At 57.8% G+C, this 17,053-nt stretch carries 15 protein-coding genes and 1 other annotated feature; of the genes, 9 read left to right on the top strand and 6 right to left on the bottom strand.

Annotated features, from left to right (window positions below; translation table 11 throughout):
* Window positions 1-328 precede the first annotated feature (328 nt).
* The 4 genes from ACK2JC_RS01445 to ACK2JC_RS01430 all read left to right on the top strand — a co-directional run bounded on the left by ACK2JC_RS01445 (window position 329) and on the right by ACK2JC_RS01430 (window position 4,841).
* Window positions 329-1,030 carry a hypothetical protein gene (locus ACK2JC_RS01445; protein WP_118755380.1) on the top strand — a complete coding sequence of 234 codons (702 nt, stop codon included), beginning with the start codon at window positions 329-331 and terminating at the stop codon, window positions 1,028-1,030.
* 150 nt (window positions 1,031-1,180) lie between these two features.
* A complete protein-coding gene (locus tag ACK2JC_RS01440) occupies window positions 1,181-1,855 on the top strand; it encodes a response regulator transcription factor (RefSeq protein ID WP_368271362.1) in 675 nt (224 codons plus the stop codon).
* Window positions 1,852-3,192 carry a HAMP domain-containing sensor histidine kinase gene (locus ACK2JC_RS01435; RefSeq protein ID WP_320937664.1) on the top strand — a complete coding sequence of 447 codons (1,341 nt, stop codon included), beginning with the start codon at window positions 1,852-1,854 and terminating at the stop codon, window positions 3,190-3,192. Before ACK2JC_RS01440 ends, ACK2JC_RS01435 begins: the two co-directional genes overlap by 4 nt.
* Before the next feature lie 155 nt (window positions 3,193-3,347).
* On the top strand, window positions 3,348-4,841 hold the full coding sequence (locus tag ACK2JC_RS01430) for a DUF6034 family protein (RefSeq protein WP_320937665.1): 1,494 nt from the start codon (window positions 3,348-3,350) through the stop codon (window positions 4,839-4,841).
* 107 nt (window positions 4,842-4,948) lie between these two features.
* Here the strand turns inward: ACK2JC_RS01430 and ACK2JC_RS01425 are convergent, their stop codons facing one another.
* The 3 genes from ACK2JC_RS01425 to ACK2JC_RS01415 are packed head-to-tail and all read right to left on the bottom strand — an operon-like array spanning window position 4,949 to window position 7,794.
* Window positions 4,949-5,722 carry an ABC transporter ATP-binding protein gene (locus tag ACK2JC_RS01425; protein ID WP_092360332.1) on the bottom strand — a complete coding sequence of 258 codons (774 nt, stop codon included), beginning with the start codon at window positions 5,720-5,722 and terminating at the stop codon, window positions 4,949-4,951.
* A complete protein-coding gene (locus ACK2JC_RS01420; protein ID WP_320937666.1) occupies window positions 5,715-6,659 on the bottom strand; it encodes an ABC transporter permease subunit in 945 nt (314 codons plus the stop codon). Before ACK2JC_RS01420 ends, ACK2JC_RS01425 begins: the two co-directional genes overlap by 8 nt.
* Before the next feature lie 25 nt (window positions 6,660-6,684).
* Window positions 6,685-7,794 carry an ABC transporter substrate-binding protein gene (locus tag ACK2JC_RS01415; protein WP_092360334.1) on the bottom strand — a complete coding sequence of 370 codons (1,110 nt, stop codon included), beginning with the start codon at window positions 7,792-7,794 and terminating at the stop codon, window positions 6,685-6,687.
* Between the two features lie 139 nt (window positions 7,795-7,933).
* Window positions 7,934-8,177, bottom strand: a binding site (T-box leader).
* A 125-nt stretch (window positions 8,178-8,302) separates the two neighbouring features.
* On the opposite strand from ACK2JC_RS01415, the gene ACK2JC_RS01410 reads away from it, so the two are divergent.
* The 3 genes from ACK2JC_RS01410 (at window position 8,303) to ACK2JC_RS01400 (ending at window position 10,366) form a co-directional block, all read left to right on the top strand.
* Window positions 8,303-8,815: a cysteine hydrolase family protein gene (locus tag ACK2JC_RS01410; protein WP_092360335.1), complete on the top strand. Its 513-nt coding sequence runs from the start codon at window positions 8,303-8,305 to the stop codon at window positions 8,813-8,815.
* Window positions 8,816-8,853: 38 nt separating this feature from the next.
* Window positions 8,854-9,492: an AAA family ATPase gene (locus ACK2JC_RS01405; RefSeq protein WP_007717519.1), complete on the top strand. Its 639-nt coding sequence runs from the start codon at window positions 8,854-8,856 to the stop codon at window positions 9,490-9,492.
* Between the two features lie 100 nt (window positions 9,493-9,592).
* Window positions 9,593-10,366 (top strand): ZIP family metal transporter, encoded by a 774-nt coding sequence (locus tag ACK2JC_RS01400; RefSeq protein ID WP_092360336.1) that lies wholly within the window; start codon window positions 9,593-9,595, stop codon window positions 10,364-10,366.
* Between the two features lie 127 nt (window positions 10,367-10,493).
* Here the strand turns inward: ACK2JC_RS01400 and aroA are convergent, their stop codons facing one another.
* From aroA to aroF, 3 genes are all read right to left on the bottom strand, one after another.
* Window positions 10,494-11,774: a 3-phosphoshikimate 1-carboxyvinyltransferase gene (gene aroA / locus ACK2JC_RS01395; RefSeq protein WP_368271366.1), complete on the bottom strand. Its 1,281-nt coding sequence runs from the start codon at window positions 11,772-11,774 to the stop codon at window positions 10,494-10,496.
* A 53-nt stretch (window positions 11,775-11,827) separates the two neighbouring features.
* Window positions 11,828-12,964 (bottom strand): prephenate dehydrogenase, encoded by a 1,137-nt coding sequence (locus ACK2JC_RS01390; RefSeq protein ID WP_320937667.1) that lies wholly within the window; start codon window positions 12,962-12,964, stop codon window positions 11,828-11,830.
* A gap of 117 nt (window positions 12,965-13,081) precedes the next feature.
* Window positions 13,082-14,095, bottom strand: a complete 1,014-nt coding sequence (gene aroF / locus ACK2JC_RS01385; protein WP_320937668.1) for a 3-deoxy-7-phosphoheptulonate synthase — start codon at window positions 14,093-14,095, stop codon at window positions 13,082-13,084.
* A gap of 299 nt (window positions 14,096-14,394) precedes the next feature.
* Here aroF and ACK2JC_RS01380 point away from each other — a divergent pair, with 299 nt between their 5' ends.
* Both ACK2JC_RS01380 and ACK2JC_RS01375 read left to right on the top strand, forming a co-directional pair.
* Window positions 14,395-14,571: a hypothetical protein gene (locus ACK2JC_RS01380; protein ID WP_166434466.1), complete on the top strand. Its 177-nt coding sequence runs from the start codon at window positions 14,395-14,397 to the stop codon at window positions 14,569-14,571.
* Between the two features lie 263 nt (window positions 14,572-14,834).
* The gene (locus ACK2JC_RS01375) at window positions 14,835-16,931 is read left to right on the top strand and encodes an elongation factor G (RefSeq protein ID WP_092360338.1); all 2,097 of its coding nucleotides are present in this window, start codon (window positions 14,835-14,837) and stop codon (window positions 16,929-16,931) included.
* Window positions 16,932-17,053: the final 122 nt, after the last annotated feature.

Here is a 17,053-nt window from a genome sequence, read left to right as displayed (position 1 = left end):
TGTGTGAACCGCCCGCCCCTGTCCGCGGGGCTGCCGTGTGTGAACCGCCCGCCCCCGCCCGTGCGGCTGCCGTGTGTGAACCGCCCGCCCCCGCCCGTGCGGCTGCCGTGTGTGTGAACCGCCCGCCTCTGCCCGCGGGGCTGCCGGACCGGCCGCGTAAATGCGCCGTCCGGCCAGAAAATGACTGAAATATTCTGAATATTCTATGAATCCGATTTTGCATTTCTTAGGAATTGTTAAGAAAAACGTTATTGGAATCTACAGGAAAGTATTGTATACTCCTGATACAGTTATATGAATAAAATATGAACATAAGGAGAATACAAAATTGAGAAAATATCAGTTATTTGCAATCAGTGCATGCGCGGCTGTGGCGCTGGGAATCGGAGGCTGCGCGGCCAAGACCGAGGCGGTTACCACCACGCCGGCTGAGACTGTGGAGACCACCGCTGAGACCACTGCGGATGTGATCGAGACCGTGGACGGAACCATTGAGAGCATGGAGGAGACTCAGGCCGAGGCGCTCCAGTCCATTCGGATTTACGGCACCGTTACCAGAGATGAGAGCGGACGGCTGACCATCGACAACCAGTCCGGCCAGAGCTACAGCGGCGAGATCGTTCTGAATGTCTCCGACGAGGAGACGCTGGTTTTAGACGCGGTGGAAGGGCTGCCGGTAAACATCGAGGACATCAAGGACGGCGATACCATTTATGTGTACATCAGCCAGGCCATGACCATGAGCCTGCCCCCGCAGACCAGCGCCGAGATGATTCTCTGCAACATTCCGGCTGATTTCAAGGTGCCGGATTATGTGACCGTGGATTCCGTGGTGACGGACGCGGCTTCCTCCAAAGCCGAGCTGACCACAGCGGACGGCACAACATTTGAGATTCCTTCCGACTGCACCATCCTTCCTTACCTGACGAAGAACATCGTGACCATGGACGATCTCAGCCAGGGAAGAACCTGCCTCATCTGGTCCGACGACCAGGGCGTTGCGCAGAAGATCGTGGTATTTGCGGAATAATCAAAGATCCCCCGGGATTTATCTCCCAAGAGATGCGGGCATCCGAATCGCGTGAGCGGCCGGATGCCCGTATTTTACATTTTGGTAAAGATTTTTAGGTGCGGTTGATGGTAGAATTAAGAGATCAAAGGGCATACAGGGAGGAGAAGCGTGAAGAACAGGATACTGGTAGTGGAGGACGAGCGGATCATTTCGGATCTGATCTGCATGAATCTGGAAGCGGCGGGCTACGAGACGAGGGCCGTTTACGACGGCAGCGAGGCGGCCGGGCTTCTGCGGGAACAGGGGCAGGAGGCCGCGGACCTGGCCCTGGTGGATATCATGCTGCCGGGGATGGACGGCTTTGCGCTGATGGAGCTGTTTCAGGGAAAACACATTCCGGTGATCTACCTGACGGCAAAGGCCGACGTGACGTCCAAGGTGCGGGGGCTGAAGCTGGGGGCGGAGGATTATATTGTCAAGCCCTTTGAGGTGCTGGAGCTGCTGGTCCGCATGGAAAAAGTGCTGGAGCGGACCGGGAAAATGAAACCGGAGCTCTGTTATGGCGATCTGGTAGTGGACTTAAACATGCACCGCGTCTGGGAAGGGGGAGCCGAGGTGGACCTAAAGCCCATGGAGTTCGGCCTGCTGACCGTGTTCCTGAAAAACCGGAACGTGGTGCTGGGCAGGGACCGGCTGCTGGATCTGGTCTGGGGCAGCGGCTTCTACGGGGAGACCAGGACCGTGGACGTCCATGTGGCCAAGCTGCGCAAGAAACTGAAAAGCGCCGGGGCGATTAAGACGATCCCCAAGGCGGGATACATGTTTGAGGACGACGGCCTATGAAACTGAAAACGAAACTGGTGCTGCTGGTATTTTTCATCCTGGCGGTCTCCATGGGCGCCTGCGCGGCATTTTCCATCGCACGCCTTAAGGAGTACAGCCTGTCGGTGCAGGTGGAGAGCGAGCGGGAAAAGCTGAGGATCGCAGGTCGGGCTTTCCGGCAGGTGGGAACCCGGGAGGACTTTGAGAACATGGGCGAGATCGCCCGGGACGCGTATTTGAAGTATCAGTTCGGCCGCTGTTACCAGAGCGGTTATGCGCTGATCAAGGACGGCGTGTGCATCGCCAACCAGACCGATTACGAGATTGTAAACCTAAGCGGCCTGAAGGGCGAGTACATGGTTCAGGAGCTGGGCAAAAAGCACATCCTGCTGCTGCGCCGGGCCCTGGAATACCCGGACGGCTTCGAGGTATTGGCGGCCCGGGACATCTCGGATTCCTGGGAGCTGTTGGAGCGGCAGGCGGGGCTGTATTTGACCGTGTTCGGCGGCGTTTCCCTGGCAGCGGCCGTGATCTTCGCCCTGTGCCTTGGACGGGCCTTAAAGTCCCTGGAGGAGCTGCGCCGGGCGGCGTCCGCCATCAGCTGTGGGGAGCTGGGCAGCAAGGTGAAGGTGCGTGGGCGGGACGAGATTGCCCAGGTGGGAGAGGCGTTTAACCGTATGTCGGAGCAGGTGGAGGCGCAGGTGGAGAACCTGGAGTTATTGTTAGGCGCTCTGGCCCACGAGATGAAAACGCCGGTGACCTCCATCATGGGATATTCGGAAAGCCTGTTAAGCGTGCGCCTTTCGGAGCGGCAGAAAAAGCAGGCGCTGCAAAATATCCACAGCGCAGGCGTGCGCATGGAGCATATGAGCGCCAAGCTGCTGGCGCTGGTGGGAATGTATGAGAACGAGGCTATCCGGAGGGAAGAGCTGTCCCTGAGAGACCTGCTGGAACAGGTGCGGGAGGAGACGAGGGCGCTGCCTGCCGCCAGGGATGTGACGCTGCGGGTGGAACTTCAGGAGGACATGCGGATTCTGGGCGACCGGGAGCTGCTGTGCAGCCTGTTTGTCAATCTGGTTCACAACGGCTGTAAGGCCTCCGAACCGGGCGGGGAGGTGCTTGTGAGCGCCCGCGGGCGGACGGTGACAGTGGAGGACAAGGGCTGCGGAATCCCGGAGAAGGACCTGCCTCATGTGACGGAGGCATTTTATATGGCGGACAAGTCCCGCAGCCGCAGCGAGGGCGGCTCCGGCCTGGGGCTGGCCCTGGGACAGCGCATCGTGCAGCTCCACGGGGGAACCATGGAGATCGAAAGCAAGGTTGGGGAGGGGACGCGGGTGTCGGTAACATTTCCTTAAAAGAGGGAATGGGAGCGCCGGAAAACAGAAGAGATGCGGTTTTTACAACTATTTTACATGCCGGTGATTTCTTTGCGGACCATGTCTGTTATCATGGGGTCATCAGGAGAGGAAACCGGGCAGGAAGCGGTTTCCGGGAAAGGAGCTATGACAAGATGGACAAGGAGAATCGTGGAAACTGGAGGCGTTTTTGCCTCCCGGCAGGGCTGGCTTTGTGCGCCGCCGCTATTCTGGCAGCGCAGACAGGCTGTTCTTCGCAGCAGGGGGAACCGGTGATCGCAGAGCGCACATCCCAGGCGGAACAGCCCCAGGGCGGCAAAGAGATATCCGATGCCGGGGGAGAGACAAAAGGAGCAGACGCGGAGAAACCGGAGAAACGCCTGGCGGAGCAGACGGAGGCGCCGGCCCGCTACGAGACGAAGCTGATCGGTGAAACCATGAGGCTGGAGGCCGACGCTGCGGTGAAGGTGCCGGAGGTGTACGCCGCGCCCGTGCTGCGGGTGGAGCGGGAAAAGCCCTATACGGAGGAGGATTTCGCCCGGTTTAAGGAAGTGGTGTCCGAGGCAGAGGGAATCCAGTGGAATGAGAACGAATATCCGCCGGAGAAGAACACGGACCTCAACAGCTGTACATCAAAGGACGACCGCTACTTTGTGTCCTTCAGCAAGGGGCCCGGCGGCGAGACGCCGCTCATCTGGCTGAACCAGCGTCAGCTCTCCCACGGCAGCGGGGACAGCTTTGATGCCACGGACCTCTCGGATATGACGCTCAGCGCGCAGGAGCGGGAACAGATTGAGGGGGAAATGCAGAAAAAGGCGGAGAAAATCCTGGCCGGCCTGGGCCTGGAGCATTTTGAGCTGAGAAGCAGCCAGTGGCGGGCTCTGTCCAGATCCACGGATTACAAGTGGGTCCCGGACGGCCGGTATGGTTTAAAACTGAGCTACTGCCGGAATGTGGACGGGATACCGGAGCCCTCCGGCGGCGGGTCCGCCTGGGGGATGGGCCCGGCCCTGAGCCAGTATGTGGAATTCGTCTATGCCCAGGACGGAGAGTTGGTGGAACTTAAGGATATCAACCGGGCAACCGTGGTGAAGGAGCGGGAGGAGGAAGGCTTTTTGCTGCCGTTCTCAGCCGTCACTGAGATTTTTGAACAGTACGCCAAGACATATTTTGAGCAGAGTAAGCCGGGGATTCCCGACGCGGATGAGGTGAGCCAGCTCCAGGAGGCCGACAGCGGCAAGACCAAGGCTAAATTCGGAGATGAAACCCAAATTCAGGCCGCGGATAGCGGCAAGACCAAGGCTAAAGCCGGGGATGAAACCAAAATCCAGGCCGCGGACAGCGCTGCGCTGGAATGGGAGCCCGAAAGTACCCGGCCCTCCACGCTGCTCCCCGTATCCCCTGAACCCCGCACCTATATATTGGTGTCGGAGGTCAGGCTGGAATACCTGCTGACCTATGAGGTTGACCAGGGAAACACCACAGACCGGGGACGGCTGGAGCCGGTGTGGAGCTTTTATGGGGACGTGGTGATCACGGATCAGAACTGGGATAAACTGGAAAATGGCAGCCCCTTGCAGGAGTATGCCAAAAAGCGTAATTTGCTGGTGTCTATAAAAGCGGCGGACGGGCAGGTGGTGGGATTTTAAGATCATGCGACGGGCCTGCTGCATTCAACAAAAACAAAAAAACGGCGCGGGAGTCATTTACACCAACTCCCGCGCCGCTTTTTCCGGTCAGGCATTCCACCTGCCCGTTAGTTCCCGCACTCAATACTGATCTCATTAAATTTCTTCAGAATATCGTCGATATCCATGGCCTGTTTCTCCACCCCTTCCCGGTCGATCACCACGTTCCCCTGGTGCATCATCAGCAGCCGGTCCCCGTACTCCACGGCGTAGCGCAGGTTGTGGGTGACCATGATGGTGGTCAGATTCTTTTCCCGGACCACCTTATCCGTGAGTTCCATGATGGTCTCGGCCGTCTTGGGGTCCAGGGCGGCGGTGTGTTCGTCCAAAATCAGAAACTCGATGGGGGTCATGGTGGACATGAGCAGGGCCATGGCCTGGCGCTGTCCGCCGGAGAGCACGCCAACCTTCACGTGCATTTTATCCTCCAGGCCCAGTCCCAGGGTCCGCAGGCTTTCCCGGTAATAATCGATGCGCTGGCGGTTGGTGCCCTTTCGCAGGTTGAAAGCCTTGCCCTTGTTGTCGGCCAGGGACATATTTTCAAGAATCGTCATACTTGGGCAGGTGCCCATGGCCGGGTTCTGATAAACCCGCCCGATGCGCCGCTGGCGTTTGTACTCCGGCATCCGGGTAATGTCCTGGCCGCTGATCAGGATGCGTCCGTCGTCCAGGGGGATGCTGCCGCAGATCAGATTCAGCATGGAGGTCTTGCCCGAGCCGTTGCTGCCCACCACGGAGACGAACTGGTGGTCCTTCACGGTCAGGGAAAAGTCGTCGAACAGGCACATTTCATTGACCGTCCCGGCATTGTAGTATTTATTGATGTGCTTCAGCTCAAGCATGGCTCTTCACCTTCTTTCGTCTGTCTGTGCTGGCCAGCAGGATGACCAGGAAGAGGATGGATGTGATCAGCTTCAAATCCGAGGCCGTGATGGGGATGGATACGATATAGTCCCCCTGGCGGTACTGGCCGCCCAGATTCAAGGCCAGGGACACGCAGGCTTTATAGATAATGGAACCGGCGATCACAGCGGTTGTGCCCTTCACAAAACCGAACCGTTTAAACAGCTGGGTTCCGATGATCACGTTTGCCAGGCCGATGACAATGGTGCCGGTGCCCGTGGAGATTTCGAAAAATCCCTTCTGCTGGCAGTAAACGCTGCCCGCCAGAGCGGCGAAACCGTTGGCGATGGCAAGGCCAACAATCTTCACCATGCCCTTGTCCTTGGCAAGGGAGGTCACCAGTACGTCGTTGTCGCCCACCGCCCGCAGCAGGTAGCCGGAGCGGGTTTTCAGATAGAGGTCTAACAGCACCTTGCAGACCGCCACGATGAGCAGCAGGATCAGCGCCACCGTGTAGGGCTTTAAGGCCTCAGGAACCTGTTTTTCCAGAAATTCGTTGGCGAAAATGGTCTCCTGGCTGAAGATCGGCAGGTTGGCCTTTCCCGCGATCCGCAGGTTGATGGAGTAGAGGGCGGTCATGACGATGATTCCGGAGAGTAGGTCCCGCACCTTCAGCTTCACGTGGATGAGTCCGGTACAGCAGCCCGCCAGCGCGCCCACGAAAAAGGAAATGAACAGGGCGGCGATTGGGGAGATCTTTCCCACAAAGGGAAGCCCGTTTGCGATGCCCGCTGCGGTCAGCGCAGCCCCCAGGGGGAACGTGCCGTCCACGGACAAATCCGGAAAATCCAGGATTTTGTAGGTGATGTATACGCCCAGCGCCATGATGGCGTATACCAGGCCTTCTTCCAAAATACCGAGTAATATGGTTAACATGATCGTCCTCCGTCAAGGTTGTATCTTACTGTGTGCTGATTGAGTCGAACATTTCAGCGGCTTCCCCGGTCAGGCTGTCGGGAAGGGTGACTCCCAGGTTCTCAGCGACCTTGGTGTTGCCGTAGAATGCGGCTTCCTTTAAAATCTCATATTTGAGCTCGCTGGCCTTAGCCTCGCCCTTTAACACCTGGGCGGCCATCAGCCCGGTCTGCTTGCCAAGCTCAATGTAATCCAGTCCCATGGCTGCCAGACAGCCGATTTTAACCTGCTCGATCTCGCTGCCGAACACGGGAATGTTCTTGGCGTTGGCCTTATCCAGAATCACGGGAAGGGAAGCTACCACGGTGTTGTCGGTCAGGTTGGTCATGCAGTCCACCTTGCCCAGCAGCGCGTCGGCGGCCAGGGGGATGTCGCTGGAGGCGGAAATGCCGGACTCCACGATCTCAAAGCCGTAGGACGGAGCCAGCGCCTTGTACTCGGCGATGGTGGACTCGGAGTTCACCTCGCTGGTGGTGTACATGATGCCGATGGTTTTGGCATCGGGAAGAATCTCGCGGATCATTTTCAGCTGGGCCTCCACCGGCAGTTTGTCGCTGGTGCCGGTGATCTCGCCAACGGGGGTTCCGTCCTCAGTGGCAAGCTCGGCGGCCACCGGATCGGTGACGGCGGTGAAGATTACGGGGATACCGGATTTTTTGGCCACGCCGTACTGGGCCTGAGCCATGGGGGTGGCGATGCCGCACATCAGGTCCACCTGTTTGCCTGCGAAGGTAGTGGCGATCTGGCTGGCCGTGCCGCCGTCCGCCTGGGAGTTCTCATAGAGAATGGTCAGGTTTTTGCCCTCCTCGATTCCCGCTTCCTTTAAGCCCAGGATGAAGCCCTCGCGGCAGTTGTCCAGGGAGCCGTGCTCCGCGAACTGTCCGATTCCGATGGTGTAGCCGTCCGCCTTGGCCTCCGCTGTTGTCTCGGTTTCTTTCTCGGTCTCAGCGGCGGTGTCCGCCTCCGTGGCGGTCTCGGTCACGGCCGTGGTGTCGGCGGCAGCGGTGGTGGTCGTGTCCGTGGCTTTGGTCACACAGCCGGTCAGCAGGGAAGCACCCAGAGCAGCGGTTAAGAGAATTGCGATAGACTTTTTCATAATAGTTTCCTCCTCATTCCATGAAATATGTGTATGGTTCGTAATAAAATGCCGTTTGATTTGCAGAGGTAAAGGGGAGCGGAGCGGGCCGGGACCAGGTTGTGCGCACAAAAAAAGTCCCAATCACAGCCGATGCTGCGATTGAGACGAATAAAATCCGCGGTGCCACTCAATATTGACTAAACAGTCCACTCTACACATACAAACATATGCGCCGCACGATTAACGGTTGCGGAATCCGTCGGTCCATACAGAGACGTTCGTCCGTTCAGGACCGCCCTCGAAAGTCCATTCAGCCGCCTGTCCTATACCGCAATCCCACCACCTGCGGCTCTCTGTGATAAAACGTCTGGAAGCTTACTCCTCTTTCTCAACGGTTTATTTTATTAACCCATATCCTAATACAGAACCGCCGGTTTGTCAAGAGCCGATTTAAAATAAAATGACTTTTATTGCCCGTGGAAATGTGATAGACTGTAATTGAACAATCAAACAGGAGGAAGCCGACATGAAACGGTTACTTGTAGTTGTGGACATGCAGAATGATTTTATAGACGGCGCTCTGGGGACCAAAGAGGCCCAGTCCATCGTCCCGGCCGTGGTGAAAAAGGCCGAAGCTTACGCGGCTGCGGGCGACGAGGTGGTGTTCACGCTGGACACCCATTTCGACGACTATATGGACACGGCGGAGGGCAGGAAGCTTCCGGTTCCCCACTGTATCAAGGGCACCCCAGGGTGGGAGCTCTGCGGGCAGTTAAAAGCCTTCGAGGGCAGGCGCTTTGAGAAACATACCTTTGGAAGCGGCTCGCTGTCCGAGTACGTCCGCGGCGGCGATTACCGGTCCGTGGAGCTGGTCGGGCTCTGTACCGATATCTGTGTGATCTCCAATGCGCTGATTTTAAAGGCCGCCGTGCCCGAGACGCCCATCGCGGTGGATCCGGCCTGCTGCGCCGGCGTCAGCCCGGAGAGCCACGACAACGCAATCGCTGCAATGAAAGTGTGCCAGATCGACATTCTGTAGATCGGTCGGCCATCAACATATTTTTAGGGGGCTATACTATGAACAAAAAACATTTTGTGATCACGGTTGAACGGCAGTACGGCAGCGGCGGACGCCTGACCGGCAAGCGCCTTGCCGAGGAGCTGGGCATCCACTTTTACGACGAGGAGATTCTGAAAATGACCTCCGAGACCAGCGCCATCGGCGAGCAGTATTACCGCCTGGCCGACGAGAAGGCGGGCAACAACCTGCTTTACCGCATCGTCACCGGCATGAAGCCGGACTTAGGCGAGCCGGTGCGGGACGGGGACAATATCACCTCCCCGGAGAACCTGTTCCGCTTCCAGTCCTCGGTGATCCGAAAGCTGGCGGGCCAGGAGAGCTGCATCATCGTGGGACGCTGCGGCAACTACGTGCTGCAGGACCAGCTGGACGACGTGATCCGCATCTTCGTCTACGCGGACACCGTCACCAGAGTGCGCCGGGTCATCGAGGTGGACCAGGTGGACGAGAAGGAAGCGCTGCGGCGCATGAAGCGCATCGACAAGGAGCGCAAGGAGTACCACCGGTATTTTACCGGGCGCGAGTGGATGGACATGGAGAACTACGACCTGCCCATCAACGCCAGCCGCATCGACTACGACCAGATGATCAAGCTGATCAAGGACTATCTGGTGCTGCGGGGATACGAGATTTAAAGGCGGCCGGGCGTGAGCGGCGGGCGGCCATAAGCGGTGAGGGAGCGGGCGCGGGACATACATTGCGCCCGCTTCTGTATTTAGAAAGGCGGTTTAAGTAATGAATATTTTTATTGGGATTATGATCCCGTTTATCGGAACCACGGCCGGGGCGGCCTGCGTTTATTTTCTGCGCCAGGGGATGCGCCAGGTGGTGCAGAAAGGGCTTCTGGGTTTTGCCTCGGGCGTGATGATCGCGGCCTCGGTGTGGTCTTTGCTGATCCCGGCCATGGATATGAGCGAGGGAATGGGGAAGCTGGCGTTTATTCCGGCTGCGGTGGGTTTCTGCCTGGGAATCGGATTTCTGCTGGCACTGGACCGGCTGATTCCCCATCTGCACCTGGACGCTGAGGAGCCGGAAGGTCCCAGCGGCAACTGGAAGAAGAGCACCATGCTGGTGTTGGCGGTGACGCTGCACAACATCCCCGAGGGCATGGCGGTGGGCGTGGCCTTCGCGGGTCTGCTGGCTGACAACGGCACCATCACCATGGCGGGGGCTCTGGCCCTGGCAATCGGCATCGCCATCCAGAATTTCCCGGAGGGAGCCATCATTTCCCTGCCCTTAAAGGAGGCGGCAGGAAGGAACAAGGCCTTTGTCTACGGCATGCTTTCCGGGATCGTGGAGCCCATCGGCGCGGGGATCATGCTGGCGCTGTCGGATTTCCTCGGCCCGGCGCTGCCCTATATGCTGTCCTTCGCCGCAGGCGCCATGGTCTACGTGGTGGTGGAGGAGCTGATCCCGGAGTCCGCGGAGGGCGAACACTCCAATATCGGGACCATCGGGTTCGCGGCAGGGTTTGTGGTGATGATGATTTTGGACGTGGCGTTGGGATAATGAAAAGAGAAAAAGAAACAAAAGAGAATCCCCGGCCGGGATATCTGCCGCTGCGGTTGGCAGATATCCCGGGCTGGGGATTTTTGGTTGAATATAACAGCCTGCGGTCATCCAATGGTCAGATGATTTATTCCGTCAGCTTCTCCAAATCCCGGTAGAACCCCGGATAGGAGATATTGACGCACTGGGCGTCCTTGATGGCGGTCACGCCGTCGGCGCAGAGGGCGGTCACCGCGAAGGTCATTGCGATGCGGTGATCCAGATGGCTGTCGATCTCCGCTCCGTGCAGGGGGTGTCCGCCCCGGATGATCATGCCGTCCTCCGTCTCTGTGACGTCCGCTCCCATGGCGTTTAAGCTCTCCACCATGATGGCGATGCGGTTGGACTCCTTGACCTTCAGCTCCGCCGCGTCCTTTATGACGGTCTCGCCCTGGGCCGTGCAGGCCATGGCTGCGATCATGGGCAGCTCGTCGATCAGGGTGGGGATCACCTCGCCCTCCACCACAGTTCCGCGGAGGGGAGAGTGGCGCACCAGAAGGTCGGCGGTGGGTTCGGCGCCGCTGTGGTTTTCATTTAACAGCGTCAGATTCGCGCCCATGTCCCGGCAGACTTTCAGGATTCCGGCACGGGTGGGATTGATCCCCACGCCCTTGATCAGCACCTGGGAGCTGGGAACCATCAGAGCGCCCGCGATGAAATAAGCGGCGGAGGAGATGTCCCCGGGCACCGCAACCTTTGTTCCGAACATCTCGTCCGCCTGGGAGATCGTGGCCGTGGCGCCGCAGGAATTTACCGCGGCCCCGAAGTGGCGCAGCATCAGCTCCGTGTGGTTGCGGGAGAGCGCCGGTTCGGTGACGCTTGTCTCGCCCTGGGCGTAAAGTCCGGCCAGGAGGACGGCGGACTTCACCTGGGCGGAGGCTACCTTGGAGTTGTAGTGGATGCCGGTGAGGCGGCGGCCCTTGATGCGCAGAGGGGCGCAGCCGTTTTTGTTGACGCTGGCGATATCCGCGCCCATCATGGACAGCGGGTCGATGATGCGCTTCATGGGGCGCTTCTGGATGGACGCGTCGCCGGTCAGGGTCACGTCGAAGTTCTGGGCCGCCAGGATGCCGGAGATCAGGCGCATGGTGGTGCCGCTGTTGCCGCAGTCCAGCAGTCCGGCGGGGCGCTTCAGTCCCCGCATGCCGTTTCCGTGCACCAGCACCCGGTCGCCCAGATTGTCGATGCCCACGCCCATACGCCGGAAGCAGGCGATGGTGGAGAGGCAGTCCGCGCCCTGGAGAAAGCCCCGAATCTCAGTCAATCCCTTGGCGATGGAGCCGAACATGACGGCCCGGTGCGAGATGGACTTGTCGCCGGGCACGGCCAGCTCGCCGTTTAACCCGGACATTGCTTTGGTAAATTCCATAGATTCCATTTTCAATTCCCCCTCGTAATCTTTGAAAGGGTGCGCCCTTACGGCTACACCCTGAACATTTCGTATTTGTATTTGTCGAGATGCTTCCAGGCCGCCTCCATGGACTCCTGGTCGTAGAAGGCGATCTTGAGCGCTCCCTCGCCGTGCTCCCGGTTGTTGTTGATGCCGATGTTTTTGATGCTGATGCCCTTGGCGGCCAGGATCACGGAGATGGTGGAGATGGAACCCACCTCGTCCACCACGTCCACCGAGAACTCGTAGGCCGGCTCTAAGGGCCCCCTGGCCCGTTCGGTAATGGAGTTGCGGTAGTCCCGGGAGGTCTCAAACAGCTTGTAGATCCCCTCGTTGTCCCGCCCACGGATCTGGTCCAGCACCAGGTTTAAGGAGGCGATGTAGCGCTCCAGAACCTCCGCGATGGGGAGCGTGTTGGTCATGCAGATCTGCTCCCACATTTCCGGGGAGGAGGAGGCGATGCGGGTGATATCCTTGAAGCCTCCGGCCGCCACCCGTTTCATGGTGCCCGCAGCCGTGTCGCTGTCCCGCACCAGGTTGACCAGGGAGGAGGCGATCAGATGGGGCAGATGGCTGATGGCGGCCACCACCCGGTCGTGCTCCCGGTAGTCCAACACCATGGGGATAGCGCCGATGATCCGGGCCACGGTCAGGATGCGCCGTACATTTTCCGGCTGCTCCTCAAAGGGCAGGGAACCGTCTGCGCCCACGGGCGGCGTCACGATGTAGTAGGCGTTTTCCAGCAAGTGGTCAGAGGAATTTTCATAGCCCGTCTTTTCCGAGCCTGCCATGGGGTGGCCCCCCACGAAGCGGTCCTCCAGGCCCTGGCGCGCGATCTCCTGGTGGATGCTGGTCTTGGTGCTGCCCACGTCCGTGATCAGGGCGCCCTCCTTTAAATAGGGCCGGATGGCCGTGAGATACTGGGCGTTGTACTCCACCGGGGTGCAGAGGAAGATCAGGTCGCACTGGGACAGCTGATCGCCGATGCCCTCCAGAATCACGTCCACGATGCCGTCCGCTTTGGCCTGCTCCAGCCTGGCGCGGGTCCGCATATAGGCCATGATGCGCACCTGGGGCTGCCTGCGCTTGATCGCCCTGGCGATGGAGCCGCCGATGAGCCCCAGGCCGATAAAACCGATGGTGGAATCCGTCATGTTCTGTTCTCCCATTTCCTATCCCTCTTTCTCTGTAAATGCGGCGGGAGGATTTTGCGGTTCCCGCGCCGCTATGATACGTTTTTGCCGGATACTGTCTCAGACCGTTTTTCCAACCGGCTCCGCGTTCCCTTAAAAATGCCTTCCCGCCAGCTCCACATATGGCTTTAAATCCCCCATCAGCTGATCAAAGGCGTCGAAGGTCAGGGACTGGGGCCCGTCGGAGAGGGCCTTGGCCGGGCAGGGATGAACCTCGATCATCAGACCGTCGGCTCCCACGGCCACGGCCGCCTTGGCCAAAGGCTCCACGTAGGCCCGCACGCCGGTGGCGTGGCTGGGGTCCACGATCACGGGCAAATGGCTCTTCTGGCGGATCACGGGCACCACGCTGATGTCCAGGGTGTTGCGGGTGCTTGTCTCGTAGGTGCGGATGCCCCGCTCGCAGAGCACGATGTTGGGGTTGCCCTCGGAAATGATGTACTCCGCCGCGTTGAGCCACTCGTCCACGGTGGCGGCGATGCCGCGCTTTAAGAGCACGGGGATGCCGGATTTACCGGCCTCCTTTAACAGCTCGAAGTTCTGCATGTTGCGGGCGCCGATCTGAAGCATATCCACATATTGGACGGCCGCCTCGATGGCGTGGGCGCTGGTCACCTCGCAGATGACGTTGAGGCCGGTGGCTTCCCTGGCCTCCTTCATGTATTTGAGCCCTTCCTCCTCCAGACCCTGGAAGGAGTAGGGGGAGGTCCTGGGTTTGTAAGCGCCGCCCCGCAGAAAGGTGGCGCCGGCCTTTTTCACGGCAAATGCCGTCTCCATCAGCTGTTCCCTGCTCTCAATGGCGCAGGGACCGGCCATCACGGTCATAGTGCCGGGGCCGATGTGGGTGTTTCCTACCGGGATCACAGAGTCCTCGGGGTGGAACTTTTTGTTGACCAGCTTGTAGGACTCGGTTACAGGGACGATCTTTTCCACGCCCTCGCTCATCTCGATGTTGCAGCCTGCCAGCTGGGTCTTGTCGCCCACCACGCCTACGATGGTGACCTGGGAGCCCTTGGACAGATGGGCCTGCAGCCCTTTGGATTCAATGATATCCGTGACTTTGCGGATCGCCTCGTCGGAGGCGCTTGGTTTCATAATAATAATCATGAGAGAAATGCTCCTTTATTCGGTATATTAAGAAAACGTATGCCGTCCGGACCGGCGCGTATGTCTTTTGCTTCTGATAGTGTAAGCGATTGGAATTAAAATGTCAACACTTTATTGCGTTAAACTTTAAAACTTTGACGCGCGCCAGGATCGGCGGGCGCAGAGCAGGAAATGGGAGGGGCTTTGGAGTATGTTTATAAAATGTTAAGGCAAATAGACGAAATTAGCCACAAAATTGTAAAATACCGATGGTATAATAAAAAAACAGGTACACCTTTTACAGAAAGGAGAGACGGAACATGAAACAGAAAGATGAGATAACGGAATTATTACAGCGCTTGTACGGCTTTTCCGATGACCAGCTGCTTAAGGATTTTAAGGAAGCCGAGGCCGAGGTGGAGGCGGAGGGAGGACCGACGCCCGACCCGGAAGGCTTTGCGCGGCTGTGGGAAAAGATGCGGGAGCAGGGCCTGTAGTTCCCTTCGGCGGGATGTACGTCCCGCCGGAACGGAAAGGATGGGGCTGCCTAAAATTTGGAAACTGTGGATTTGAGGGAATATATTGCGAAATTTCCCTTGTTTTACGGGGTTCTTTCCCGAAAGTGAAAAACGATTTTATAATTTTTGTCTAAATTTGAGCAAATTGCTTGATAAATTCCGAATAATTTAGTAAAATAGACCCATGGATTTAAAGGGATGCTTTGTCATCTTGAAGTATACACATATAAGGAGGGAAGTTTATGAACGTTTATGGTACTGAACAAATCCGCAACGTCGTATTACTTGGTCACGGAGGTTCCGGCAAGACGACCGTTGCGGAGGCTATGGCTTTTCTGACTGGAGTTACCAAACGTATGGGCAAGGTGCCGGACGGCAACACCATCAGCGATTATGACAAGGAAGAGATCAAGAGACAGTTCTCCATCTCAACAACTCTGATTCCGTTGGAGTATCAAGGCGAGAGCGGACCCATCAAGATCAATCTGCTGGACACTCCCGGATTTTTCGACTTTGTGGGCGAAGTGGAAGAGGCGATCAGCGTAGCCGACGCCGCCATTATCGTGGTAAACTGCAAGGCGGGTATCGAGCCCGGCACGGAGAAAGCCTGGGAGATCTGCGAGAAGTACAACCTGCCCCGCCTGATTTTTGTGACCAATATGGACGACGACCACGCCAGCTACCGCGAACTGGTCGTAAAGCTGGAGACTCGTTTCGGCCGTAAGATCGCGCCGTTCCAGCTGCCGATCCGTGAAAATGAAAAATTTGTGGGCTTTGTAAACGTGGTCAAGATGGCGGGCCGCCGCTTTACCACTCTCAGCGACTATGAAGAGTGCCCGATTCCCGACTATGTTCAGAAGAACCTGACCATTGCAAGGGATGCCCTGATCGAAGCCGTTGCAGAGACCAGTGAAGAATATATGGAGCGCTATTTCCTGGGCGAGGAATTTACACAGGAGGAGATCTCCACCGCCCTCAGAACCCACGTAATCCAGGGCGACATCGTTCCCGTGATGATGGGTTCCGGCCTCAACTGCCAGGGCTTTAAGGTTCTGCTGCAGGCCATTGACAAATACTTCCCGTCACCGGATCACTTCGAGTGCATCGGCGTGGACGTGTCCACGGGCGAGCGCTTTACCGCCAAGTACAACGACGACGTAAACCTTTCCGCCAGAGTGTTCAAGACCATTGTGGATCCCTTCATCGGCAAATACTCCCTGATGAAGATCTGTACCGGCACCTTAAAGGGCGACACGGTTGTCTACAACGTGAACAAGGACATGGAGGAGAAGATCGGCAAGCTGTACGTGCTGCGCGGCAAGGAGCAGATCGAGGTGCCTGAGCTGAAGGCCGGAGATATCGGAGCGGTTGCAAAGCTGACCGTTACCCAGACCGGCGACACCATGGCCGTGCGCACCGCACCCATCGTGTACCACAAACCGCAAATTTCCACTCCTTATACATATATGGCATACAAGGCCGTCAACAAGGGCGAGGACGACAAGGTTTCCACCGCTCTGGCCCGCATGATGGAAGAGGATCTGACCTTAAAGGTTGTAAACGACGCGGAGAACCGCCAGTCGCTGCTGTACGGCATCGGCGACCAGCAGCTGGACGTGGTGCTCAGCAAGCTGCAGAACCGCTACAAGGTGGACGTAACCTTAAGCAAACCGAAATTCGCCTTCCGCGAGACCATCCGCAAGAAAGTAAAGGTACAGGGCCGGCACAAGAAGCAGTCCGGCGGACACGGCCAGTTTGGCGACGTTATCATGGAATTCGAGCCCTCCGGCGATCTGGAGAAGCCCTATGTATTTGAGGAGAAGGTGTTCGGTGGCTCCGTGCCCAAGAACTACTTCCCGGCAGTTGAGAAGGGCCTGCAGGACTGCGTCGTCAAGGGACCGCTTGCCGGTTATCCGGTTGTTGGCCTTAAGGCTACGCTGTTAGACGGTTCTTACCATCCGGTTGACTCCTCCGAGATGGCATTCAAGATGGCAACGATCCTGGCGTTCAAGAGCGGCTTTATGGATGCCAACCCCGTGCTGCTGGAGCCCATCGCCTCCTTAAAGGTTACGGTTCCGGATAAGTTCACCGGCGACGTGATGGGCGATCTGAACCGCAGACGCGGCCGCGTGCTGGGTATGAACTCCGACCACCACGGCAAACAGGTGATCGAGGCAGATATCCCCATGAGCGAGCTGTTCGGCTACAACACGGATCTGCGCTCCATGACCGGCGGTATCGGACTGTACTCCTACGAGTTCAGCCGCTACGAGCAGGCTCCCGGCGATGTGCAGAAGCGTGAGGTTGAGGCCAGAGCCGCAGCCAAAGAGGCAGAGTAAACAATTCCTATGTTTTCTCTTAAAAATTTGCTTTTGTTGCATATATCACAGCAAATTAGGAATAACTATGATATTATCTGGATATCAAACGAATTGAGATCTTTATTTTAAGGAGGAAACGT

The sequence above is a fragment of the Enterocloster lavalensis genome, assembly GCF_046603895.1.
GTDB classification, from domain to species: Bacteria; Bacillota; Clostridia; order Lachnospirales; family Lachnospiraceae; genus Enterocloster; species Enterocloster lavalensis.
Note: the sequence above shows the minus strand (reverse complement) of the source record. Positions and strands in the feature narration are given on the sequence as shown.

Coding starts and splice junctions, on each gene's coding strand:
- ACK2JC_RS01430 (WP_320937665.1), top strand. CDS start 3,348: ATGGACAAGGAGAATCGTGGAAACTGGAGGCGTTTTTGCCTCCCGGCA.
- ACK2JC_RS01425 (WP_092360332.1), bottom strand. CDS start 5,722: ATGCTTGAGCTGAAGCACATCAATAAATACTACAATGCCGGGACGGTC.
- ACK2JC_RS01400 (WP_092360336.1), top strand. CDS start 9,593: ATGAATATTTTTATTGGGATTATGATCCCGTTTATCGGAACCACGGCC.
- aroA (WP_368271366.1), bottom strand. CDS start 11,774: ATGGAATTTACCAAAGCAATGTCCGGGTTAAACGGCGAGCTGGCCGTG.
- ACK2JC_RS01410 (WP_092360335.1), top strand. CDS start 8,303: ATGAAACGGTTACTTGTAGTTGTGGACATGCAGAATGATTTTATAGAC.
- ACK2JC_RS01435 (WP_320937664.1), top strand. CDS start 1,852: ATGAAACTGAAAACGAAACTGGTGCTGCTGGTATTTTTCATCCTGGCG.
- ACK2JC_RS01405 (WP_007717519.1), top strand. CDS start 8,854: ATGAACAAAAAACATTTTGTGATCACGGTTGAACGGCAGTACGGCAGC.
- ACK2JC_RS01390 (WP_320937667.1), bottom strand. CDS start 12,964: ATGGGAGAACAGAACATGACGGATTCCACCATCGGTTTTATCGGCCTG.
- ACK2JC_RS01375 (WP_092360338.1), top strand. CDS start 14,835: ATGAACGTTTATGGTACTGAACAAATCCGCAACGTCGTATTACTTGGT.
- ACK2JC_RS01420 (WP_320937666.1), bottom strand. CDS start 6,659: ATGTTAACCATATTACTCGGTATTTTGGAAGAAGGCCTGGTATACGCC.
- aroF (WP_320937668.1), bottom strand. CDS start 14,095: ATGATTATTATTATGAAACCAAGCGCCTCCGACGAGGCGATCCGCAAA.
- ACK2JC_RS01415 (WP_092360334.1), bottom strand. CDS start 7,794: ATGAAAAAGTCTATCGCAATTCTCTTAACCGCTGCTCTGGGTGCTTCC.
- ACK2JC_RS01380 (WP_166434466.1), top strand. CDS start 14,395: ATGAAACAGAAAGATGAGATAACGGAATTATTACAGCGCTTGTACGGC.